At 63.1% G+C, this 21,612-nt stretch carries 22 protein-coding genes; 13 read left to right on the top strand and 9 right to left on the bottom strand.

All coding sequences use genetic code 11. From position 1 onward, the window contains the following. Positions 1-11 precede the first annotated feature (11 nt). From LDN95_RS05320 to LDN95_RS05295, 6 genes are read left to right on the top strand one after another with little or no spacing between them, the layout of a single operon-like run. Positions 12-959, top strand: coding sequence for an acetaldehyde dehydrogenase (acetylating) (locus tag LDN95_RS05320; protein ID WP_226016605.1), 948 nt, complete (start codon positions 12-14; stop codon positions 957-959). Further along, positions 956-1,996 (top strand): 4-hydroxy-2-oxovalerate aldolase, encoded by a 1,041-nt coding sequence (gene dmpG, locus LDN95_RS05315; protein WP_226016604.1) that lies wholly within the window; start codon positions 956-958, stop codon positions 1,994-1,996. The genes LDN95_RS05320 and dmpG overlap by 4 nt, the downstream gene beginning before the upstream one ends. A 59-nt stretch (positions 1,997-2,055) precedes the next feature. Then, on the top strand, positions 2,056-3,507 hold the full coding sequence (locus tag LDN95_RS05310) for an FAD-dependent oxidoreductase (RefSeq protein WP_226016603.1): 1,452 nt from the start codon (positions 2,056-2,058) through the stop codon (positions 3,505-3,507). A 35-nt stretch (positions 3,508-3,542) separates the two neighbouring features. Next, positions 3,543-4,073: an SRPBCC domain-containing protein gene (locus LDN95_RS05305; protein ID WP_226016602.1), complete on the top strand. Its 531-nt coding sequence runs from the start codon at positions 3,543-3,545 to the stop codon at positions 4,071-4,073. 4 nt (positions 4,074-4,077) lie between these two features. Then, positions 4,078-4,611: a nuclear transport factor 2 family protein gene (locus tag LDN95_RS05300; protein WP_226016601.1), complete on the top strand. Its 534-nt coding sequence runs from the start codon at positions 4,078-4,080 to the stop codon at positions 4,609-4,611. A 46-nt stretch (positions 4,612-4,657) separates the two neighbouring features. After that, positions 4,658-5,620 carry an aldo/keto reductase gene (locus tag LDN95_RS05295; RefSeq protein ID WP_226016600.1) on the top strand — a complete coding sequence of 321 codons (963 nt, stop codon included), beginning with the start codon at positions 4,658-4,660 and terminating at the stop codon, positions 5,618-5,620. A 56-nt stretch (positions 5,621-5,676) separates the two neighbouring features. Here the strand turns inward: LDN95_RS05295 and LDN95_RS05290 are convergent, their stop codons facing one another. Then, a complete protein-coding gene (locus LDN95_RS05290) occupies positions 5,677-6,498 on the bottom strand; it encodes a sugar phosphate isomerase/epimerase (protein ID WP_226016599.1) in 822 nt (273 codons plus the stop codon). A gap of 248 nt (positions 6,499-6,746) precedes the next feature. Here LDN95_RS05290 and LDN95_RS05285 point away from each other — a divergent pair, with 248 nt between their 5' ends. Beyond that, complete coding sequence (locus LDN95_RS05285; protein WP_226016598.1) at positions 6,747-7,412, top strand: hypothetical protein; 666 nt, start codon at positions 6,747-6,749, stop codon at positions 7,410-7,412. Between the two features lie 53 nt (positions 7,413-7,465). On the opposite strand, the gene LDN95_RS05280 is transcribed toward LDN95_RS05285, so the two are convergent. Beyond that, positions 7,466-8,542, bottom strand: a complete 1,077-nt coding sequence (locus LDN95_RS05280; RefSeq protein ID WP_226016597.1) for a DUF1214 domain-containing protein — start codon at positions 8,540-8,542, stop codon at positions 7,466-7,468. 41 nt (positions 8,543-8,583) lie between these two features. On the opposite strand from LDN95_RS05280, the gene LDN95_RS05275 reads away from it, so the two are divergent. Then, positions 8,584-9,051 carry a nuclear transport factor 2 family protein gene (locus LDN95_RS05275; protein ID WP_226016596.1) on the top strand — a complete coding sequence of 156 codons (468 nt, stop codon included), beginning with the start codon at positions 8,584-8,586 and terminating at the stop codon, positions 9,049-9,051. Positions 9,052-9,063: 12 nt separating this feature from the next. Here the strand turns inward: LDN95_RS05275 and LDN95_RS05270 are convergent, their stop codons facing one another. The 3 genes from LDN95_RS05270 to LDN95_RS05260 all read right to left on the bottom strand — a co-directional run bounded on the left by LDN95_RS05270 (position 9,064) and on the right by LDN95_RS05260 (position 12,238). After that, the gene (locus LDN95_RS05270; protein WP_226016595.1) at positions 9,064-9,804 is read right to left on the bottom strand and encodes an SDR family NAD(P)-dependent oxidoreductase; all 741 of its coding nucleotides are present in this window, start codon (positions 9,802-9,804) and stop codon (positions 9,064-9,066) included. Positions 9,805-9,881: 77 nt separating this feature from the next. Beyond that, a complete protein-coding gene (locus tag LDN95_RS05265; protein WP_226016594.1) occupies positions 9,882-11,666 on the bottom strand; it encodes a TonB-dependent receptor in 1,785 nt (594 codons plus the stop codon). After that, positions 11,627-12,238 carry a TonB-dependent receptor gene (locus tag LDN95_RS05260; RefSeq protein ID WP_226016593.1) on the bottom strand — a complete coding sequence of 204 codons (612 nt, stop codon included), beginning with the start codon at positions 12,236-12,238 and terminating at the stop codon, positions 11,627-11,629. The genes LDN95_RS05265 and LDN95_RS05260 overlap by 40 nt, the downstream gene beginning before the upstream one ends. A 178-nt stretch (positions 12,239-12,416) precedes the next feature. Between LDN95_RS05260 and LDN95_RS05255 the strand changes: the two genes are divergently transcribed. The 4 genes from LDN95_RS05255 to LDN95_RS05240 are packed head-to-tail and all read left to right on the top strand — an operon-like array spanning position 12,417 to position 17,771. Continuing rightward, a complete protein-coding gene (locus tag LDN95_RS05255; RefSeq protein ID WP_226016592.1) occupies positions 12,417-14,213 on the top strand; it encodes an FAD-binding protein in 1,797 nt (598 codons plus the stop codon). Continuing rightward, positions 14,213-15,871, top strand: coding sequence for a choline dehydrogenase (locus tag LDN95_RS05250; protein ID WP_226016591.1), 1,659 nt, complete (start codon positions 14,213-14,215; stop codon positions 15,869-15,871). The genes LDN95_RS05255 and LDN95_RS05250 overlap by 1 nt, the downstream gene beginning before the upstream one ends. Further along, positions 15,871-16,974 (top strand): zinc-binding dehydrogenase, encoded by a 1,104-nt coding sequence (locus tag LDN95_RS05245; RefSeq protein ID WP_226016590.1) that lies wholly within the window; start codon positions 15,871-15,873, stop codon positions 16,972-16,974. Before LDN95_RS05250 ends, LDN95_RS05245 begins: the two co-directional genes overlap by 1 nt. Then, positions 16,971-17,771, top strand: a complete 801-nt coding sequence (locus LDN95_RS05240) for a nuclear transport factor 2 family protein (RefSeq protein ID WP_226016589.1) — start codon at positions 16,971-16,973, stop codon at positions 17,769-17,771. Before LDN95_RS05245 ends, LDN95_RS05240 begins: the two co-directional genes overlap by 4 nt. A gap of 23 nt (positions 17,772-17,794) precedes the next feature. On the opposite strand, the gene LDN95_RS05235 is transcribed toward LDN95_RS05240, so the two are convergent. Together LDN95_RS05235 and LDN95_RS05230 are read right to left on the bottom strand one after the other, a co-directional pair. Further along, positions 17,795-18,472, bottom strand: coding sequence for an SDR family NAD(P)-dependent oxidoreductase (locus LDN95_RS05235; RefSeq protein ID WP_226016588.1), 678 nt, complete (start codon positions 18,470-18,472; stop codon positions 17,795-17,797). 59 nt (positions 18,473-18,531) lie between these two features. Beyond that, the gene (locus LDN95_RS05230) at positions 18,532-19,308 is read right to left on the bottom strand and encodes an SDR family NAD(P)-dependent oxidoreductase (RefSeq protein WP_226016587.1); all 777 of its coding nucleotides are present in this window, start codon (positions 19,306-19,308) and stop codon (positions 18,532-18,534) included. Between the two features lie 148 nt (positions 19,309-19,456). On the opposite strand from LDN95_RS05230, the gene LDN95_RS05225 reads away from it, so the two are divergent. Continuing rightward, the gene (locus tag LDN95_RS05225; protein ID WP_226016586.1) at positions 19,457-20,206 is read left to right on the top strand and encodes an SDR family NAD(P)-dependent oxidoreductase; all 750 of its coding nucleotides are present in this window, start codon (positions 19,457-19,459) and stop codon (positions 20,204-20,206) included. A 36-nt stretch (positions 20,207-20,242) separates the two neighbouring features. Here the strand turns inward: LDN95_RS05225 and LDN95_RS05220 are convergent, their stop codons facing one another. Together LDN95_RS05220 and LDN95_RS05215 are read right to left on the bottom strand one after the other, a co-directional pair. Further along, complete coding sequence (locus LDN95_RS05220; RefSeq protein WP_226016585.1) at positions 20,243-21,043, bottom strand: SDR family NAD(P)-dependent oxidoreductase; 801 nt, start codon at positions 21,041-21,043, stop codon at positions 20,243-20,245. After that, the gene (locus LDN95_RS05215) at positions 21,040-21,606 is read right to left on the bottom strand and encodes a carboxymuconolactone decarboxylase family protein (protein ID WP_226016584.1); all 567 of its coding nucleotides are present in this window, start codon (positions 21,604-21,606) and stop codon (positions 21,040-21,042) included. The genes LDN95_RS05220 and LDN95_RS05215 overlap by 4 nt, the downstream gene beginning before the upstream one ends. Positions 21,607-21,612 lie beyond the last annotated feature (6 nt).

The following is a 21,612-nucleotide window of genomic DNA, read 5'->3' as shown; positions in this document are numbered from 1 at the left end:
GGACTGCTGCAATGGCACGCATAAAGGCCGCAATCATCGGATCGGGCAATATCGGCACCGATCTCATGATGAAGATGATCAAATACCCCCAGAACATGGAACTGGCGATCGTGGTCGGGATCGATCCCGCCTCCGAGGGTCTGGCCATGGCCCGCGAACATGGCATCGCCACGACGCACGAAGGGCTCGAAGGGCTGCGCGCCCATCCGCTCTATCCCGAAATCGGCATCGCCTTCGACGCCACGTCGGCTTATGCGCACAAAGTCCACGATGCGGCCTTGCGCGCCGACGGCATTCAGGTTGTCGACCTGACCCCGGCCGCGATCGGTCCGTTCATCGTGCCGCCGGTCAACATGGAAGCCAATCTTGGCGCATCCAATGTCAACATGGTGACGTGCGGCGGACAGGCGACGATCCCGATGGTCGCCGCCGTCAGCCAGGTGGCCAAGGTCCACTATGCCGAGATCGTGGCTTCGGTCTCGTCGCGCTCGGCGGGCCCCGGCACCCGTGCCAACATCGACGAATTCACCCGCACCACGGCGCGCGCCATCGAGCAGGTCGGCGGCGCAACGCGCGGCAAGGCGATCATCATCCTCAACCCGGCCGAACCACCGATGATCATGCGCGATACGGTGTTCACCCTGTCCGAAGGCGCTGACGAGGACGCCATTCGCCAGTCGGTCAAGGACATGGTCGCCAAAGTGCAGGCCTATGTCCCCGGCTATCGCCTGAAACAGGAAGTGCAGTTTGAGCGCTATGGCGACAACACCAAGCTGAAGATTCCGGGGCAAGGCGAATTCACCGGGATCAAGACCATGATCCTGCTCGAAGTCGAAGGCGCGGGTGATTACCTGCCCAGCTATTCGGGCAATCTCGACATCATGACCGCTGCCGCCAAGGCGACCGGCGAACTGCTTGCCGCACGCCGCATGGCCGCCGCCGTGGAGACCGCACAATGACCTCGACCTTCAACGTGGAAGCGGGCGACAAGCTTTACATTCAGGACGTCACCTTGCGCGATGGCATGCACGCCATCCGTCACATGTACGGGATCGATCACGTCAAGGCGATCGCCGCTGCGCTCGACAAGGCGGGCGTGGACGCGATCGAGGTGGCCCACGGCGATGGCTTGTCGGGTACCAGCTTCAACTACGGCTTTGGCGCACACACCGACTGGGAATGGCTGGAAGCGGTTGCCGAAGTGCTGGAAAACAGCGTGCTGACAACGCTTATCCTGCCGGGTCTGGGCACGGTCGAGGAACTGCGCCGCGCCTATGACATCGGGGTTCGATCGGTGCGGGTCGCGACCCACTGCACCGAAGCCGACGTTTCGCGCCAGCACATCGGCATCGCCCGCGATCTGGGGATGGACGTGGCGGGCTTCCTGATGATGAGCCACATGATCGAGCCCGAACTGCTGGCGCAGCAGGCGCTACTGATGGAAAGCTATGGCGCGCAGTGCGTCTATGTGACCGACAGCGGCGGCGCATTGGACATGGACGGCGTGCGGGCGCGGCTTGAAGCCTATGACCGGGTGCTCAAGCCCGAAACCCAGCGCGGCATGCACGCGCACCACAACCTGGCGCTGGGCGTGGCCAACTCCATCGTCGCGGCGCAATGCGGCGCCGTACGGATCGACGCCAGCCTTACCGGCATGGGTGCAGGCGCGGGCAATGCTCCGCTTGAAGTGTTCATCGCCGCCGCCGACCGCAAAGGCTGGAACCACGGGTGCGACGTGATGGCGCTGATGGATGCCGCCGAAGATCTGGTGCGCCCGCTGCAGGATCGTCCGGTCCGCGTCGACCGCGAAACGCTCGCGCTGGGCTATGCCGGGGTCTACTCCAGCTTCCTGCGCCATGCCGAAAAGGCGGCGGAGACTTATGGGCTCGATACCCGCACCATCCTTGTCGAGCTTGGCCGTCGCAAGATGGTCGGCGGACAGGAAGACATGATCGTGGACGTCGCGTTGGACATGCTGAAAGCGCAACAGGCCTGACCCGACGATTTCGCGCCAGCCCCGCAAACGACAGGGCGGCGCCGCAGGAGAGCATTTGCATGACCGAGGTGTCGCTTTACCACCCCTTCCCCGTTGCTGAAGTGCCGGGCTGGGACTTCGAGACCGATGTCGCCGTGATCGGCTTCGGGGCGACGGGGGCCTGCGCCGCGATCGAGGCGCGCAATGCCGGCGCGCGGGTCATGCTGTTCGAACGCAGTTCGGGCAGCGGTGGCGCGTCGGCCCTTTCCGGTGGCGAGATCTATGTCGGCGGGGGCACCGACGTACAGAAGGCCGCCGGTTTCGACGATACCGTCGAAGATTTCACCACATACCTCAAGCTGGCCGGTGGACCTTGCGCAGATGATGCCAAATGCGAGCTTTATGGCCGGGAGGCCCTCAACCACTACCAGTGGCTCAAGGATCAGGGCGTGCCCTATCGCGGCAACTTCCTGCCCGGAAAGCACATCGAGCCGACCGATGATTCAACCCTGATCTTTTCAGGCAGCGAAGCCGCAGCACCGTTCTGCCACAAGGCCAAACCGGCACCGCGCGGCCATGTGATCCAGCACATGGGCTGGGGCGGTGGGCGACCGCTGGTCGATATTCTGGAGGCGCGCGCGCGCGATCTTGGCACCGACATCCACATCGATGCCCGCGCCACGGCGCTGATCACCGACGGTGACCGGATCGTCGGTGCGATTGTGCGCATCGACAACCAGAACCGCTTCGTGAAGGCGGAAAAGGGCGTGGTGCTGGCCACCGGTGGCTTCGTGTTCAACGAGGCGATGCGGCGAAAGTACTGCCCCGACAGCTTCCGGGTGAACAGCCCGATCGGCGACAAGGATGACGGTATCGGCATCGAACTGGGCGTTTCGGTGGGCGGCGATGCCATCCACATGGACCAGTTCTTCACCACCTGCCCCTGGACCATGCCCGAAAGCCACGCCTATGGCGTTTTCGTCAACGTGCAAGGCCAGCGGTTCATCAACGAGGACTGCTATCACGGTCGCGTCAGCCGTTGCGCGGTCGACCAGCCGGGCGGCAAAGTCTACCTGCTGCTTGACGTCGCGCACTTCGTTCAGCCGCTCGATCTGGCCGGAATCACCATCGCCGCAACCGGCGCGACGTGGGAAGAAGTCGAGGCGGAGCTTGAAATGCCCGCAGGCACGTTGTCCGCCACCATGGCGGTCTACAACGCGCACGCCCGCAACGGCAGCGATCCGCTGTTCGACAAGCAGCCGCCGATCCTGAAACCGCTCGATCAGGCACCGTTCGTGGCGCTCGAACTCAATTTCGAGACGAGCTATTTCAGCTTCTTCACGCTGGGTGGCTTGAAGACATCGACCGATGGCGAAGTGTTGAACCGCGCCGGGCAGCCTATCTCCGGCCTGTTTGCAGCAGGGCGCTGCACCTCGGGCCTGCCCGCTTGGGGGCATGGCTATTCGTCGGGCATGAGCCTTGCCGACTGCACGTTCTTCGGCCGACAGGCAGGCCGCAAAGCCGCCGCCTGATAACCTGCCCATACCCACAGAAAGGGGACAAAGCCGTGCTGCTCGAATGGATGAAAACCGCACCCTCCCTGGCGCAAGACCCGGTTTCAGGCTTCGATCCCGATGCGGTGACCGTCAGCCAGACTGTCGAGATCGCTGCCCCCGCCCGCGTGGTCTGGCAGGTACTGACCGACATGCCGCGCTACAACGAATGGAACCCGTTCTGCGTGCGCGCGGAATCGACGCTTGAATTGGGCGCAGCGGTCAACATGACACTGATGAACTATGCCGTTCCCGGCTCGCTGGTTCCCAACTGCGAGTTCATCTGCGCGATCGAGCCCGAGCGCCTGATTTCATGGGAAATGGTGCATAGCGACTTCTGGCCCTACCCGGCGCGGCGCGATCAGGTGATCGAGGCGACCGGACCCGCATCGTGCCGCTATTTCTCGACCGATGCTTTCCTTGGCGCCAACGGCATCCACGTGTTCCGATTTGCCGGGCCGTGGGTCAAGCGCGCCTTCGATGACAGCGCCCATGCTCTCAAGGCCCGGTCCGAAGCGCTGTTTGCCGCCGAAAAGGGAGCCTGAAACGATGGCTTATACACTGCAAAACCTGTCCGACATCGAAGAGATCAAGGTACTCAAGCATCGCTATTTCCGTGGCATCGACACGGCGGACATGGCGCTGCTTGGCGGTCTGTTCACCGAGGATGTGGCGGTTGTTTACGACGGAGGCACCTACCGGGTGTCGTTGGCAGGGCGCGAGGCGATGCTCGAATTCATCGCCAATTCGTTCCATTCGGGCGCCGCAGCGATGCACGTCGGCCTGATGCCCGAGATCGCCATCACCGGCGACAATTCGGCCACCGGCATCTGGTATCTGCAGGACGTGTTCATCGACCTTGAAAAGGACGATCACACCTTCGGCACGGCAATCTACACCGACACCTATCGTCGCGAAGGCGGAGCCTGGAAGATCGCGTCGACGCATTATGACCGCGTGATCGAGGTGCTGACCAAGTTCAGTCTGACCAATGGCCGGGTCAGCGTGCAACGGCTCGCCACGACCGGGCGCAAGCCCGACGAACGCACCGATATCAGCCATCTGATCCATTGGGACGAATGACGACCGCCCCGGTCGTTGCCTGCCCAAACCGTGGAGAATTCGTCCGATGCTTTCCAAACTGAACCTTGCTGGCACCGACCTTTCGGTCAGTCAGCTGTGCTATGGCACGAACATGCTGGGCTGGATGCTCGATCAGGGAAAGTCCAACGCCATCCTCGATCGGTTCTCGGAACTCGGCGGCAATTTCATCGATACTGCCCGTTCGTATGGCGACTGGATTCCCGATGGCCCCATTGGCGCCAGTGAGCGTGCAATCGGGGCCTGGCTGAAGACGCGCAACCGCGCCGATGTGGTCATAGCCACCAAGGGCGGCTTCTTTGACATGCGGGTCGGTGATTATCGCAATCGCTGCACGCCAGAGGACGTGACGCAGGATTTGGCTCAAAGCCTCGATCACCTCGGCATCGACACCATCGACTTGTATTTCCTGCACATGGACAATCCCGAGATTGCGGTCGAAACGCTGATCGACGCGCTTGTCGGCCATCAGGAAGCCGGGCGAATCCGCCATTTCGCCGCATCGAACTGGGCGGCCGACCGCATAATCGCTGCCAATGCCTATGCTGCGACCATCGGCAAGCCCGGCTTTGTCGCATCCGAGACGTTTTGGGGGCTGGCCAAGCCCGACGTGGCCGCGGCAGCAGCGCAAGGCTACCAGCACTACTACGAAGGCGAATACGAAGCGCTCCATGCCTCGGGCCTGCCGATCATCGCCTATGCCGCGCAAAGCGGTGGCTATTTCACCAAGTTGGCAAGGGGCGACGTGAACGAGCAGCTTGCGGCACGGTATGGCAACCCCGCCAATGAAAAGCGGTTCGCTGCTGCCAAGGCGCTGGCCGAAAAGCACGGTGTGTCGATCAATGAAGTCGTGCTCGCATACCTGCTGTGCCAGCCCAATGCGACAGTCCCGATCTTTGGCGGATCGAGCGTCGAGCAGATTGAAGGCAGTGTGAAAGCAGCGGCGCTCAAACTGACCGAAGCGGAACTCTCCGAGTTGCGCGCAGCCTGATCGCCACCAGTCGGGCGAGGGATCATGGCGGAGAAGACACTGTCTTCTCCGCCATTTTAAGCGTGCGTGGTGCTCCAACCCATTGCGCGACGTACACTATCGACAGCAAGTGCAACGCGCTCGGCCCGCGACACGCCGGCAGTTACCGCGCGATCGCGCGGAATTTCGACGCTCAGCGGACAGTCTGGGGGCAGCGCGCGGACAAACCCGACAAGGTCGAAGCCGCCTTCCCCGGCCAGCAGACGTTCGGACGATGCCTCATAGTCAAGGTTGGCCGGTGCCAGTGCCGGACCATCGGCTAACTGGCCATAAAGGATCGTCCCTTTTGGCGCCGCTGCCAGATCGGAGACGCGCTCCCCCGCGCGCATCAGGTGAAGCAGATCGGCGTTGATACCCACCTCGCCGGGGCGATTGATCGTCTGGACCAGTTCGAGCGCCGACGCCAGTGATCCGACCTGCGAAGGCGGATAGAACTCAACACCGACCTTGTGTCCGAAGCTGGCCGCCAGATCGCAGAACGCACCGAACCGATCGACCCGGCGTGCCGGATCGCGGTCATAAACCAGCACGTTGAGCAGCATGGCATCCAGATCGGCGGCACATTCCATGGCCACGCAGAAGTCCTGCACCTCGGTGCGCCCGGCCAGCGTGAACGGATAGGCCACGTCCAGCACCACGCCTTGGTCGTCCATGCGCCTTTGCAAATCCCGACGGGCCGCCAAATCCTTGTATATGTCGAACGTGGGCATCAAGGGCAGCACGTCCATCGGCTGCATGAACAGGCAAACAGCATCGCAGCCCGCAGCACGGGCCGCAAGTGTGAGGGCGAAAGGGTCGCTGTCAATTGCGGTGATGTGGTCGAGGGCAAGGCGTTGCATGATCCGACGTGCCTAGCCCAGCCGCAATCTGCGGCAAAGCGGTCATTGCGCAAAATTTTATGCACTTTACCCTTTCCCCCACCATTGCGTCCAGACCTGCTTAAAATTTTACGCAAGATGGGTGATTTTCTTGTAAGTGTTCACTAACTCTATTGTTCCGACCCACGCCCGCTGATAGACTTGCGCCCGAAACCGGCAGGTGATCGTCACGCAACGCCGGCGCCATTGATGGGACAGGAACCCGCGATATGACCAATGCTTCAGGTGCCGAACTCAGCATGGGACACCTTGCCCTTCACTATGGCCAGGCAGAAGACGGGCCGGCGGCCGCGCGGCTGCTGCTGGAGCTGGGACTGGAGCAAACGCAAGTCCTGCCACTGCCGAATGGCAACTTCTATCGCTTTGTCGTCAATTCCGGCCATTTCGCGCGGGGTGACGGGATCGTCTATCTGTCGGCCCTGCCCGAACCGCAGGTGAAACTGATCGAAGCGATCCATGCCGCGCTCAAGGTCGGCACCGCTCTCGAAGACGATGCGGTCAAAGCCTACCGCGCGATGATGGCGACCGATTTCGAGGCAAGCTTTCACTTCGGCTTCCTGCTCGAATCTCTCGATGAACTGGAGCGTGTGGTCCTGCGCCTGCGTGACCTGAACGACAACGATCCTGCGTTCAAGGGACGGCTCAATATCGGCCTGAACCGCGCCCGGCGCGGCGATGCCGCAATCGACGCCCGGCTTGACGCCTCGCCGGTGTACGGCAGTTGCAGCCGCTATGCCTATGGCAGCAATGGCGTGCAGGCATTCGTCGAGACCGATCTGGTCCGCGCAGGCCAGCTTGGCGAGAGCATGGTTTTCGAACTGGACTACGTGTTCCCGGGGGCGGCCAGCCACATCCTGTCGGTCGTCGAACTTTGATGGGTCGTGCGGCAAGCATCACCCCTGTGCCTGCCGCGCATCAGCTCTACAAACTAAAGCGAGACCACGCGAATGTTTGGCGTCGGCGTGCTTTCCGCGCCGATCCAGCGCCACAAGGCCGTACCCGCGCGATGTCCGGCAAGATCGACCCAGTTCCCGAACCCCGGATCGGTATCGGCACACACTACCACGACGCTGCCATCGGGCTCGTACCGCGCCTGGCTGTTGTTGATCCAAACTTTCTGATGAACGTGATCGAGCGATTCCATCCACCAGTTGTCGATCTGGAAATTCCACATGCGGCATTCGGGAACGGGCGATTCGATCACCAGCGCCTCGCCGGGCTGCAGTTCATAGTAAAGGTGCGCATACCAGATGTTTGGATCGCCCCCCGCGCGGTACCAGGTCGACTGGTCGGCTTCATGGAAGCGGTTTGGCGTTGCCTTGAACCATTGCGACCAGTTGGCGAACGTGCCGGTGGTGCCCCGCACCCACTGCGCAGCGGACAGCAATTGCCGCTCGATCGTCTCGGGCGTCAGCAAGGCGGGTACCGCCGGTCCATCGCCGATCCGCTCTATCGCGACGTCAGCGGCGACTTGCGTGCGCTTGTCATCGAAGGTCTGCCGCACGATCAGCAACGAGGAATCGTCGGCCAATGGCAGCCAGTTGCCGGGCTTCGGCTGGCGGCTGACGATAATCTCGAACGCGCCGTCGGGGCCAAATTCCATCTGTGCGAATTCGATTTCGCCGGTCGAGGCCATCGTGCCGTCGATGGCATAGCGGTTGGCCTTGCTGCCGATCGAGAAATACGGGACGCTGTTGCGCTTGCCGGTAATGCGGTATTCGCGCTGGGGGCTGATCACGCATTGCTGGTAAAGGTTGTCGGGGTTGTCGGCGCCGATCTTGATCTTGTCATCACACAGCAGGAACAGCCTCGGGAAATCCGGATCAGCGCTATCGACCAGCATGTTGAGCGCGGTTCGGGTCAGCCTGCTGAGGTACCGCAACCCCTCCGCCTGATCGAGCGGTGTGGTCGGCGTTTCCGGCCGGGCCAGGATCTCGCCACATTCGGCAAGCGCTGCACAAAACTTGCGCCAGACATGATCGAGATGCTGCGAATCGGTGGTCATGGCCGTTTTCCTTCAATGACTTGGTAAGATCGGAAAGAACCTTGAGCGAATTGGAAATTCTTGATCGACGCTTGCGCCAACTGGAAGATCGCGAGGCGATCCGCGAACTGATCGCCCGCTATGGCCCGCTTGCCGATGCCGGCATGGCAAACGAACTGGCTGCACTTTGGACCGAAGATGGCATTTATGAGATCGTCGGATTTTCCAAGGCGGTTGGACATGCCGAAATTGCCGGCCTGATCGATGGCCCGGTTCATCAGGCGCTGATGGCCGATGGCTGCGCCCACCTGCTCGGCCCGGTCAGCATAGCGCTGCATGGTGACGAGGCCGAGGCGCGCGGCCACTCGGTTGTGTTCCGGCATGATGGAGAAGGGTTTGCCGCCCATCGGGTTTCGGCCAATCGCTGGTCTTTGCGGCGCACGCCTCAAGGCTGGCGTGTCACCCATCGCGCCAACGCCCTGCTCGACGGCACAGAGGCCGCACGCCTGTTGCTTGGCAGGGCGTCATGATCCGGCAGCGCGTCACCCCGCGAGCAATCCACCATCAACGGTGAACAGTGCGCCCGTGATCTTGCGCGCCTTGTCGCTGGCAAGGAACGCGAACATCTCGGCAATGTCCTCGGGGTCGCAAACGCCGTCGAGCAGCTTGGGCACGTTGCGCATGACCAGCGCCCAGTCCACGCCTTCGGGCGGAGCGGTCTGCGTGGTCATCGGGGTATTGACGTGGCCGGGGCAGATCGCATTGATCCGCACCCCGCGCGAGGCGAACTCGATCGCCAAGCTCTTGGTGATGGCCGCCACCGCATGCTTCGATGCCGCATAGGCAACCGTGTAGGCGATGCCCTGAAGCGCCGCCGTCGACGCCGTGTTGACGATGTTGCCGCGGCTGGCGACGAGGTGCGGCAAGGCCGCCTGGCATAGCGCGAACACCGAAACCGTGTTCACCTGCATGACCATCTCGAAGTCCTCGACGGAGAAGTCTTCGGATTTGCCCCATTTGAGAACGCCGGAAATATTGCACAGGACGTCAAGCCCGTCGCTTGCGGCAACGTCGACAAGCGTCCGGCAGGATGTGGTATCAAGCGCATCGAACGGCTGGATCCGGGGTGCAGAAGCCATCAACGCCGCCGTTTCCTCAAGCCCGGCAACGTTGCGGTCGCCGATCGTGATGCTGGCTCCTTCGGCTGCAAAGCGGATGGCCGTGGCGCGTCCGATGCCCGATGCGGCGCCGGTGATGAGAACCTTCTTGCCTTCAAACAACATCGACCTCTCCCGCTTGTTTTATCGTGATGGGTCAGGCTGCCTCATCCCACCAGGACGAGGCAGCCGGACGATTTCGGTCAGAACTTGACGCCGACCGTGACGCCGTACGTACGCGGATCGGGGAAATAGCCGACGGTCAGACCACCAAAGCCGGGACCGAAGTCGATGAAGTTGGTGGGATTGCTTTCCTTGGTCAGGTTCTTGACCCACAACGCGAACTCGGCCTTGGTCCCGCCCAGCGGAACATCGGATACCGCCGCACGCAGGTTCACGATCGTGCGCCCCTTCGACCGGGTGTTGTTGGCATTCTGGTCCGACGGATTGGCCGTCACCAGCGCATAAGGGAACGTGTAGTAACTGGCGACATAGCTCAGATCGCCATTGAGGTTGAGGCGCCCCCAGTCACCGCGCGCCACGCGCAAGTCCGCGCCGACCGACGCGGTGGTCTTGGGCGTATGCGGGAAGGCGCGGTTGTCGGCCACGTTGGTGTCAACGCCGTTCACCGCCTCGATATAGCTCTTGTATTTGGGGTCGAGGAAGGCGAGCGAGCCGTTGATCGTCAGGGCATCGACCGGGTGCAGCACGGTTTCGATTTCCAGACCGCGCATGCGCGCTTTGGCCGCGTTCTTCACGATCGAGGAGGCCGCGCCATTGGCCGTGAACACCGAAAGCTGGATGTCCTTGTGCTCGTCCCAGAACGCCGCAAAGTTCAGGATGACCCGACCATCGGCGAACTTGGTCTTGAGGCCGATCTCGTAACTGTCGACCTTTTCCGGGCGATAGGGATTGCACAGTTCGATCGCACCGGTGGGACAGGCGGCGGTCGGCGCGCGGAAATCGTTGGTTTCGCCATTGAAACCGCCCGACTTGAAGCCCTGCGCGAACCGCGCGTAAAAGTTGATGTCGCGCGTCGCCTGATAGGCCAATGTCAGCGCCGGGCTGAAGTTGTTGTACTTCGCATCGGGCACCGAGCCATAAGGCAGGTTGACCGCCGGGGTAGCCGGGTTGTTCAACACCTGCAGATAGCGGCGGACATCCTTCTTTTCATGCGTGTACCGCGCCCCGACGGTAACCTTGAAGGCGTCGGTCAGGTTGTAATCGACCTGTGCATAGGCGGCGAATGCCTCGGTGTGCGAGCCATAGTCCGACTGGAATGCCGAACCACCGCCGAAAAAGCTTTGCGGCCCAAGCGTTTCGGCCTTTTCCTTATAATAGAACAGGCCGGTGACATAGTTCAGCTTGTTGTCCAGCGCCTTGCCCGTCGCCTGCAGTTCCTGGCTCCAGCTGTAGAAGCTGGTATCGCGTCCGGTATAGGCAACCGGCAGCGGAGAACCGTCGAGATCGAGCCGGTCGCTCCATTTCAGGTTGCGGTAGGCCGTGATCGACTTGATCGTGGCGTCACCCAGATCCAGCGCCATCGTCAGCGCGTGGCCATACGTCCGCGACCGTTCGTAAAGCGGATTGCCGTCGATCGACGCGGACGACTGCCTTTGCGGGTTCACGTAGAGGTTGAGCGGGAAGAACGCGCCGCCGAACGCATAACCGGGCGAATTGGGGTCGAAGATGTCCTGCGGCAACCCGTTCTTGTTCACCCGCACCAATTGGGCATAGTCCGGCCGCTGATCGAACTTGCTGTAATCGAACATGTAATCAGCGGTAAAGGCGCTGCCTTCGGGGTGGAAGCGCAACTGCACCATCGCGCTCTTGCCATCGAGATCGTTGGTCCGGTCGCCCGACGGAGGCCCTGCCAGAAACGCCTGCGGATAGGGGTTGGGGACGACCTTGATGAAACCGTCACGCTTTTGCACCTGACCCGACAGCTTCAGCGAAAACGGGCCGAAAGCGGGCAGATCGAGTACCACCTTGCCCTTCCAGTAGTGTAGTTGCCATACGTCGCCTCAGCCTTCAGGCCCAGTTTGCCGCTGGGCATCTTGGGCACGAGGTTCACCGCGCCGGCCAGCGCGTTGCGACCATAGAGCGTGCCTTGCGGGCCACGCAGGATTTCGACCCGCTCCAGATCCGCCACGTCAAAGATCGAGCCTTGCGCCTTGGCGATATAAACCCCGTTGAGATACAGGCCCACGGCCGGTTCCCAGGTGACCGCCGGGTTGATCGTGACCGAACCGCGAATGGAGATTTGCGAGATGGTCTTGTTCGACGGCGCCCGTTCGATCTTCACGTTGGGCGCGATCGAACCGAGCGTATCGATCGACGTGATTCCCCGCGTTTCCAGAAACTGACTGCTGACCGCGGAAATCGCGATTGGCACGTTCTGGATATTCTCTGCGCGCTTTTGCGCGGTGACCACGATTTCACCGATCCCTGAACCGGTCGAGGCACCATCAGCCCCGGTTTGCGCCGTCTCCTGCGCCAAAGCCGGAATCGCACAAAGCGACAGGCTCGTCAGGGCGGTCGTGGCGAACAGCTTTCTCATCATGTCCTCTCCTGCAGGTCGCGCCATCCATGCGCGTACCAAAAATCCAGATGCCCAATATATTTTCTTTACGTTATGCGCAACAGATATGCTTATGCGTCTAGAAATGGCATAAACATCTACGCAAATCGTCATAACGCGCAACGTTAAGGGACAGCGCCACCGGGAGAGGCACTTGATGGCCAGCCAAGACACACCACCACCTGTGGACGCGATCCCGCCAAGCCCTTGGCAGCGCGCGTGGAGCAGCCGTCCGCTGGCCGCAACGCCTGCTTCGGGCCAGCCGGTTGGCGACTGGGGCCTTGCCATCGATGCGCCGCTTCGCATCGCCGACCCAGATGCCCACCCCTGGCAGGGCGATGCCGACATGGTGGTGGTGGGCCTTGGCGGAGCCGGGATCGCCGCGGCCCTCGAAGGGCTTGAACGCGGCCTTTCGGTAATCGGACTTGACCAGTATGACGGCGGCGGTTCGTCGGCGGCCAACGGCGGCGTCTATTACGCAGGCGGCGGCACCTCGATCCAGCGCGAGGCTGGTGTGATTGACGATCCGGCCGCGATGGAAGCCTACCTCAAGTGCGAGGTCGGCGACGTTGTTGCGCCCGAAACGCTGACCCGGTTTTGCCACGAGAGCGTCGACAACTTCGAATGGCTGCGCCAGCACGGCGCTCCGTTCAGCCCGGCCCTGCACCCCACCAAGACATCGTACCCGCCGCTCGACAAATATCTGTATCACCCCGACAGCAGCCTTGCCGGGCCGTTTTGCGCGATCACTCCGCCTGCCGCGCGCGGCCATCGCACCGTGCACAGGAACGGCAGCAAGCCGTGGGGACTTGGCGCCGGGATCTACAATCCCTTGCGCGCCGCGGCGCTGGCGCTTGGCCTCGATTTCCGCTCGCACGCAGAAGCCCGGCAACTGGCCTGCGACAGCGACGGACGAGTGATCGGCGTCAGGGTTGAATGGCTGGCCGATCCGGCGATCCGCAAGCGGCATTCGCATCTGGTCGCGCAAGCCAATCGCTGGATGGCCATGCTGTCGCCAACTTTTCCCGGCGCGCGGATCACTTACGCGGTCGGCTTTCGCTACCTCGCTCGCGCCCGAGCGCTGGAATCCAGTGCGCGCAGCAGCGCCTGGCTGCGCGCCCGGCGCGGCGTGGTGTTGAGCGCGGGCGGCTTCATCTGCAACCCCGCGATGGTCCAGCACTTCGCGCCCGAATACGCCGCAGGTCTGCCCAACGGCACCCTTGGCGACAATGGCAGCGGAATCATGCTCGGCGTATCTGCCGGTGGCGATGCCGGGCTGATGGAGCGCGTTTCGGCATGGCGCTTCCTGTCACCGCCGCGCGCATGGGGTCAGGGAATGCTGGTCAATGCGGGCGGCCAGCGCTTTGCGAATGAAACCTGGTACGGCGCACGCATCGGGGACGAGATGATCGAGCGCAATGCCGGTCGCGGCTATATCATCCTGGATCGCCGCTTGTTCCGCCAATCCTTCCGCGACGCCTTCGGCAAAGACGTGTTGGGGTTTCAGCGCGACATCACGCTGGTCAACGCGCTGTTTGCCGCCATCAAGGCACCGACGCCCGAAGCGTTGGCCCGCAAGCTGGGCCTGTCGCCGGTCCTGTTCGCGCAGGAACTGGCGCTGTACAACAAGTCCGCGCAAGGCGAAGCGCCCGACCGCTTCCACAAGTCCCCGGCCGACATGGCGGAACTGACGCAAGGTCCGTTCTATGCCATCGACGCCTCGGTCGATGCGCGCATGTTCCCCATCGCCTGCATGACGGTGGGCGGCCTGTTAGTGGATGAGGCGAGCGGTGCGGTGAAAGACCGTTCGGGCGCGCCGCTGCCGGGCCTTTATGCCGCCGGTCGCAATGCAGTGGGCATATGCTCGAACCTTTATGTCAGCGGATTGTCCTATGCCGACTGCATTTTTTCGGGGCGCCGTGCGGCACGGGCGATAGCGCAGGCGCCGGCCTGATGGCGGTCGACGTGCAACCGCGGCAGAGCATGCCACCGCTTGAATTCGATTACGTCATCGTTGGCGGTGGCGTAGGCGGCTGCATTCTGGCCAACCGCCTGTCCGCCAATCCATCCACGCAGGTGCTGCTGCTTGAGGCGGGCGGCAAGGACTCCAGCCCGCTGATCGCGGCGCCCGGCGGCCTTTTGCCGATCATGATGGCGGGCCGCCACGCATGGAAGTTCATGTCTGCGCCGCAAGTCCACCTTGATGGCAGAATGCTTTACCTCCCGCGCGGCAAAGTGCTGGGCGGTGGATCTTCGATCAACGGCATGGCCTATGACCGTGGCTTCCATTCCGACTATGACCGCTGGGCGCAAGCGGGCAATCGCGGATGGTCGTTTGCCGAAGTGATGCCCTATTTCAAGCGGCTGGAAAGCTTTTCGCCCGCGCACGACGATTGGCACGGAGCGGACGGGCCAATTCAGGTAACCCGCGCAGGTCAGAACCATCCGTTTGCCCGCGCTTTCATCGCGGCCGGACAACAGGCGGGCTATCCTTTCTGCGCCGACCTGAACGGTGCGATGCGCGAAGGGTTCGGGGCGGTTGACCTGACCGTGGGCAAGGGGCGGCGCTCCAGCGCCTCGTCGGCCTATCTGCGACCTGTCCTCAAGCGCCCCAACCTGACGGTGCTGACCCATGCGCAAACGCGCAAAGTCCTGTTCGATGGGCGGCGGCCCAGCGGAATCGCTTTCGTCCATGCTGCCACCGAGCGAACCGCGATCGCGCGACGCGAAGTGATCCTGTGCGCCGGAGCGATCAATACGCCGCACCTGCTGATGCTGTCGGGCATCGGTCCTGCCGCCCATCTGGCCGAGCACGGTCTGCCCGTTGTCGCCGACCTGCCGGGCGTCGGCCAGGGTCTGCAGGATCATCTCGCCGCGCACGTCAAATACCGTTCGACCAAGCCCTATTCGATGCTGCGCTACGCCAACCCGCTGCGTGGAGCGCTGGCCATGGGCCAATACCTGCTTGCCCGCAGCGGCCCGCTGGCCGATCCTGGCATGTCGGTGGCCTGCTTCGTCAAGTCCGATCCCGCGCTGGACGAACCCGACATCAAGATGCTGCTGGTCTCGGCGCTGTTCGGCAACAACGGGCGCACGATGGTACCGATGCATGGGTTCTATGCCCATATCAACGTCGCGCGCCCCGAAGCCAGAGGCTCCGTCACGCTGGCCAGTGCCGATCCCGATGCTCCGCCGGTAATCGATCAGAACTACAACGCCACCGAGAACGACCGCCGCGTCATGCGCGAAGGCATCCGCATCGCGCGGCATGTGTTCAACCAGTCGGCCTTTGACGAGGTGCGCGGCGATGAGATCGCCCCAGGCCCCGACGTGCAGAGCGATGCGGAGATCGACGCCTACATCCGCGCCAATGCCGAGGCCGATTATCATTCGGTGGGAACGGCGCGAATGGGACAAGACGCCATGGCCGTCGTCGATGCGCAGCTCAGGGTCCATGGCCTTGACCGGCTGCGGGTGGTCGATGCCTCGATCATGCCGCATCTGCCCGGCGGCAACACCGCGATCCCGGTGGCGATGATCGCCGAAAAGGCCGCTGACATGATCCTTGGCATCGCGCCGCCCGCGCCCGCTGCCATTCCCGGAGACCGCTGATGAAGATCAAGGCCATGGTCGCCCACGCCCCCAATACGCCGCTGGTATGCGAGGAACTCGATCTCGCCCCCCCGCGCCACGACGAAGTGCTGATCGAGATCATGGCCAGTGGCCTGTGCCACACCGACCTCAGCCAGTTGGAGGGCAAGGCCGCGCCCTACCCCTTCCCGGTTGTCGTCGGCCACGAAGGCGCCGGGATCGTGCGCCAGATCGGCAGCAGCGTCACCTCGGTACAGGTCGGCGATCACGCCATCCCGCTTGGCATCGGCGAATGCGGTACCTGCCGCAACTGCGGTTCGGGCAAGACCAACTTGTGCGAGGTATTCCTTGGCGAGATCGCCAGCCAGCCGACGCCGTTCACCCGCGACGGCCAGCGCGTTTCGGCCTATTCGGGGGTCGGCTCGCTGGCGCAGTTCGTGGTGATGAACGAACGCAACGTCGCGCCGATCCGCAAGGATGTGCCGTTCCATCTGGCCTGCACCGTGGGCTGTTCGGTCGCCACCGGCGTGGGTGCGGCGCTCCACACCGCGCAAGTTTCTCCCGGTGCGACCGTCGCCGTGTTCGGCCTTGGCGGCATCGGCCTCAACGTGGTTCAGGGCGCACGGCTGGCCGGTGCCAGCCGCATCATCGGGGTGGACATCAATCCACTGCGCGACGGGCAAGGGCGCCGCTTCGGCATGACCGATTTCGTCAACGGAGCGCAAACCGATGCGGTCGAGGCCATTCGCGCCCTGACCGACGGCGGGGCGGATTTCGCCTTCGAATGCGTCGGCAACGCGCACCTGATGCAGCAGGCGTTCGACAGCACACGGATTGGCTGGGGCTGCACGGTGATCCTTGGCGTGCCGGCCGATGGCGAAGTCATGCAGATCGTGCCATTCGCGCTGCAACTTGGCCGCACGGTCAAAGGCTCGTTCATGGGCAACATGAAGGGCCGCAGCCAAGTACCTGGCCTGCTTGACCATTTTGCCGAAGGACGGCTCAATCTGGTGGATCTGGTCACGCACCGACTGCCGATGGACCAGGTGAACGAGGGTTTTGCCCTGATGAAGTCTGGTCGGGCATTGCGAACGGTCGTCAGCTTCGGGGATGATGCGGCATGATCAAGGTCATCGCCCTGCTCAAGGCCAAGCCCGGCCTCTCGCGCGCCGCGTTCATCGCCTATTATGAAACCCGCCACGCACCGCTGATCCTGTCATTGCTGCCGGGGATCGCCGACTATCGCCGCAACTATGTCGCCCGGTCCGGCGCGTTCGAAAGCGCAGTCGCGGCCATCGACTTCGACAGCGTGACCGAGATGCGCTTTGCCGATCGCGCCGCCTACGACCGCTTTCTCGCCCGTGCGGCCGAGCCCGCCATTGCCCAGGCGATCGCGCAGGATGAGGAAAACGTGTTCGACCGGACGGCCACCCGGATGTTCGTTGTCGATGAGACTCCCTCGTCGGTCGGCGCGCCCACGCTGCTGGCAGAGCTTGTTGCCGAGCGCGCGATCCGCGATGGCCTTGCCCGGTTCGCCCGCGTACTCGACACCAAGGACTGGGCCGCGCTGGCGGACGTGTTCACGCACGACCTGACATTCGACTATGGCTTGGGGGAGCAGGCAGGCATCGCTGCACTGACCGCGAACATGCGGCGCTTCCTCGATGTTTGTGGTTCCACCCAGCATCTGATCGGCAGCATTGTGGTCACGATCGATCCCGGCGCCGTTACCGCAACGAGCCGTGCCTATGTGCAGGCCCGTCACCAACGCCGCGATGATCCGCTGGGGCCTGTGTTCGATTCCAACGGCGAATATGTCGACCGCTGGGAGCACCGGCCCGAAGGCTGGCGCATCGTCCGCCGCGATGCGCTGTGGCAGACGCAAAGCGGCGAGGCAGGCGTCATCTATCCGCCTGCCTGACCCCTTCCCGTGGATTTCCGCGATCAGCTTCCGCGCGACACCGGGATCAGCGCGCCACTGATCGCCCGCGCGTTGGGCGATGCCAGAAACACGATCACATGCGCCAGCGCTTGCGGCCTGACCCATTGGGTGAAGTCCGCATCGGGCATGTCGGCGCGGTTGGTCGGCGTATCGAGTATGCTGGGCAGGACCGCATTCACGGTGCAGTCTGTACCCGCAAGCTCGGCTGCAAGGCTTTCGGTCAATTTGTGCACGGCGGCCTTCGACGCGGCGTAACCGCCCATGCCTGCGCCGGCAAGCGCTGCGGCACCTGCGCCGATGTTGATGATCGATGCCCCCGCCGTAGCCGACAAGGTCGGCAGCGCCGCCTTGGTCATGGTCACGCATGTCGTGGCGTTCATCGCGAACATCCGTCCCCAAGTCGACGGCCCGCCATCGGCAAGGGTCTGCCAGACGAAACCGCCCGCCACATTGACCAGCACGTCGATTCCACCTTGGACCGCAATCACGTGTGCGACCGCCTTGTCGGCGGTGGCCGCGTCGGTCAGGTCGACGCCGCCGATGTCGATGCCGCCCGGATTCGGATCGGCGGCAGCGGGCGCAAAGTCGATGCGGGCGACCTTGTCACCCTGTGCCCGAAACGCTTCGGCCACGGCGCGGCCAAGCACGCCAAACCCGCCGGTCACGATGATGGAACGCATGGCACTCTCCCATTTCCATGGCGACACGACCATGGTGCCGCCTTACTATACGCTTGCCCTCAGGGCCGTTGCGAGTGGCGGATGCCGCCGTCGACCACGAATTCCGCCGCGGTGATGTAACTGGCTTCATCAGACAGCAGAAAGCGGATCGTCCGGGCAATTTCATCGGGCTGGCCAAATCGGCCCGCGAAAATACGCGGGCCATAAAGCTGCGCCATCGTGTCGCGCATGTCACCAAGGATGGGCGTGTCGATCATGCCGGGGCTGACCGCGTTGATGCGGACACCCGATCGCGACAACTCGTCCGCCATCGAACGCACCAGCGAGATGATCGCTCCCTTGGCCGCCGTATAAATCGGGATCGCGGCGCTGCCGAACCATGCGTTGATCGAGGCGATCGCCACGATGGCGCTGCCCGGATTGGCCTTCAGATCGTCCATGAACGCCTGCGCCAACAGGATCAGCGCGCGGACATGCAGACCCATCCCGGCATCGAAATTGTCGGGCGTGACCCCATCGATTCCGGTCTGCACGGCAGTTCCCGCCCCGTGGACGATACCCCCGACCGGACCGACCGCTGCGCGGGTCGCCAAGGCAGCGGGCATCACCGCCTGCGAATCGCGCAAATCGACCGAGAGCCCCGTTGTCGCAACGCCATATTGCGCCGCGATCGCTGCCGCTGCGGCCTGCGCCCCTTCGGCGTTGATGTCCCACAAGGCAACCGGCCTACCCACCGCCGCAAGTGCCCATGCGGTCGCCAGCCCGATGCCCGAGGCTCCGCCGGTGATCACCACGGCGCTGTCAGGCGCACCAAGACGCGGGGAATAGTCGGTCATCCAAAGCACTCCTCTCAATCGCAATAGTCGCTACGGAATCAACTCATAATTCCGCATTTTAGTCATTAACAATTCCATAGACATCAAATATGGAGGTTCACAGGATAATTTTTCACGCAAAAACATAAAGCCAGGCGGAGGCCGGAACATGTTGCTGAAAGATCAGGTTGCCATCGTCACCGGGGCTGCGCGCGGCGTTGGCAAGGGGGTTGCCACCGCCTTCGTCAAAGCCGGTGCCAGCGTTCTTATCGTCGACCGCGAAGTGGAACTGGGCAATGCCACCGCCGCCGAACTGGGCGAATTGGGGCAAGTCCATTTCCTGCCGGTCGATCTGGCCGATCGCGAGGCCCTGCCCGCCATCGTGGCCGAGGCTGTCGGCCGCTTCGGGCGGCTGGATACGCTGGTCAACGCGGCGCAAGCGTCGGCGCAACTGCCTCTGATCGAAACCTCGATCGAGGCGATGAACATCGCGTTCGATACCGGCTTCTGGCCCACGTTCCTGCTGATGAAGGCGGCCTATCCGCATCTGGTCGCAACGCAAGGATCGGTCATCAACTTCGGCAGTGGCGCGGGCATTCAGGGCATGCCGACCCAGGCATCCTATGGCGCCGCCAAGGAAGCGATCCGCTCGTTGTCGAAAACCGCAGCGCAGGAATGGGGCGAACAGGGCGTACGGGTGAACGTGATCTGCCCGTTCGCGCTGTCGCCCGGTGTCGAGCAATGGCGTCAACATTTCCCTCAAGCCTATGAAGGGCAAATCGCCAAAGTTCCGCTGCGCCGCATCGGCGATCCCGAATCCGATATCGGCGCGGCCGCGGTGTTCCTTGCCAGCAGTCTGTCGGGGTATGTCACCGGTCAGACCCTGATGGTCGATGGCGGCCAGACCCGCACGTTCTGATACCCGCTCGCAATTTGGCGCGACAAGTGCGGCAGGTCAGTCGGCCGGACCAAGATCGGGCGTCCAGGGCACCCCGTTGATGTGCCCGCCACCATCGACAAACACGGTGTTGCCGGTCAGATAGCGCGCATCCTCACTGGCAAGGAATACCGCCACACCGCCGATGTCCGCTTCAGGATCGCCCATGCGACCCATCGGATTGGATGCCGAGATGGCTGCAGCCACATCCGGCGCTGTTTCCTGAAAGCGTCGGTATGCTGCCGAAACCGCAGCCGGGCAGATCACGTTTACGCAAATTCCGTAACCGGCCCATTCCCGCGCGGCACTGCGTGAATAGGCGCGCACCGCCTCCTTGGCGACGTTGTAATCCGCCGATCCCATATGCGCGTTCACGCCGTTGAGCGATGCCATGTTGATGATCCGCCCCCACTGCCGCGCCTTCATATGTGGAAGCGCACGCTCCATCGCCCATTTGGTGGCATAAAGACACATCTTCAGTGCCGCTTCGAAGCGCGCATCGGTGTTCTTCTCGATGCGCTGCGGCCCTGCGCCGCCATAGGCATTGTTGACGAGCACATCGATCGCGCCAAAGGCCTCGACACAGGCATCGACCGCCCCGGTGACCTGATCACGCTGCGTCACGTCGCAAGCGATGAACGCAGCGCGCGCGCCCATTGCCTGCAGTTCGGCAACTACAGCCTGCCCGCGCACGGCATCGACATCAGCGACCAGCACTGCCGCCCCTTCGCGCGCAAGGCGGAGTGCGATTCCGCGTCCGATGCCATCCGCCGCACCGGTGACCAGTGCGGCGCGCCCCGCCAGGCGACCCTCGCTCATGCCGCGCGTTCGGTTGCAGGTGCGACCAGGCAAACCGTGTCGAACCCGAGCACGTGCGCCACACGACCCAGCCCCACCCACGCGGCAACACAATGCGCCAGATCGACGATCTCACCGTCATTGAACACGGCGTGCATCCGCGCCCAGAACCGCTCGTCGGCGCTCAACACCTTGGGTTGCTCGGCAAAGCGCTCGGCAAACTCGATGGCCAGCCGCTCACGATCCGAAAAGTCCGATGCAGAGCGCCAGCTGGCCACATGGTCGTAAAACGCCTCGTCCGGCGGCGGGCCGTTGTCGGTCACCATGCGCCCGGGCGTTTCACCGCCAACGCTGAACATGGTCGGCGCATCGCGCGCGGCGCGGAACGTCCGGCAGATCTGGCAGCCGTTGATCTGCGCGGTACGCATCCGCGCGCCTTCGAACTCGCGCAGCGACAAGCCGCTATCGCGATAGACGCTGCTGGAAAAGGCCTGAGCCGCTGCCATGATCGGCACGGCATGATTGCGGCTGGCATATCCATAAAGGTCGTGTTCCAGACCCTCGGGTAAAGTGATGCGGACCATTGTCCC

The sequence above is a fragment of the Novosphingobium sp. FKTRR1 genome (assembly GCF_020404405.1).
Lineage (GTDB): Bacteria > Pseudomonadota > Alphaproteobacteria > Sphingomonadales > Sphingomonadaceae > Novosphingobium.
Note: the sequence above shows the minus strand (reverse complement) of the source record. Positions and strands in the feature narration are given on the sequence as shown.

Coding starts and splice junctions, on each gene's coding strand:
- LDN95_RS05320 (WP_226016605.1), top strand. CDS start 12: ATGGCACGCATAAAGGCCGCAATCATCGGATCGGGCAATATCGGCACC.
- dmpG (WP_226016604.1), top strand. CDS start 956: ATGACCTCGACCTTCAACGTGGAAGCGGGCGACAAGCTTTACATTCAG.
- LDN95_RS05310 (WP_226016603.1), top strand. CDS start 2,056: ATGACCGAGGTGTCGCTTTACCACCCCTTCCCCGTTGCTGAAGTGCCG.
- LDN95_RS05300 (WP_226016601.1), top strand. CDS start 4,078: ATGGCTTATACACTGCAAAACCTGTCCGACATCGAAGAGATCAAGGTA.
- LDN95_RS05295 (WP_226016600.1), top strand. CDS start 4,658: ATGCTTTCCAAACTGAACCTTGCTGGCACCGACCTTTCGGTCAGTCAG.
- LDN95_RS05290 (WP_226016599.1), bottom strand. CDS start 6,498: ATGCAACGCCTTGCCCTCGACCACATCACCGCAATTGACAGCGACCCT.
- LDN95_RS05285 (WP_226016598.1), top strand. CDS start 6,747: ATGACCAATGCTTCAGGTGCCGAACTCAGCATGGGACACCTTGCCCTT.
- LDN95_RS05280 (WP_226016597.1), bottom strand. CDS start 8,542: ATGACCACCGATTCGCAGCATCTCGATCATGTCTGGCGCAAGTTTTGT.
- LDN95_RS05270 (WP_226016595.1), bottom strand. CDS start 9,804: ATGTTGTTTGAAGGCAAGAAGGTTCTCATCACCGGCGCCGCATCGGGC.
- LDN95_RS05260 (WP_226016593.1), bottom strand. CDS start 12,238: ATGAGAAAGCTGTTCGCCACGACCGCCCTGACGAGCCTGTCGCTTTGT.
- LDN95_RS05255 (WP_226016592.1), top strand. CDS start 12,417: ATGGCCAGCCAAGACACACCACCACCTGTGGACGCGATCCCGCCAAGC.
- LDN95_RS05250 (WP_226016591.1), top strand. CDS start 14,213: ATGGCGGTCGACGTGCAACCGCGGCAGAGCATGCCACCGCTTGAATTC.
- LDN95_RS05245 (WP_226016590.1), top strand. CDS start 15,871: ATGAAGATCAAGGCCATGGTCGCCCACGCCCCCAATACGCCGCTGGTA.
- LDN95_RS05240 (WP_226016589.1), top strand. CDS start 16,971: ATGATCAAGGTCATCGCCCTGCTCAAGGCCAAGCCCGGCCTCTCGCGC.
- LDN95_RS05235 (WP_226016588.1), bottom strand. CDS start 18,472: ATGCGTTCCATCATCGTGACCGGCGGGTTTGGCGTGCTTGGCCGCGCC.
- LDN95_RS05230 (WP_226016587.1), bottom strand. CDS start 19,308: ATGACCGACTATTCCCCGCGTCTTGGTGCGCCTGACAGCGCCGTGGTG.
- LDN95_RS05225 (WP_226016586.1), top strand. CDS start 19,457: ATGTTGCTGAAAGATCAGGTTGCCATCGTCACCGGGGCTGCGCGCGGC.
- LDN95_RS05220 (WP_226016585.1), bottom strand. CDS start 21,043: ATGAGCGAGGGTCGCCTGGCGGGGCGCGCCGCACTGGTCACCGGTGCG.
- LDN95_RS05215 (WP_226016584.1), bottom strand. CDS start 21,606: ATGGTCCGCATCACTTTACCCGAGGGTCTGGAACACGACCTTTATGGA.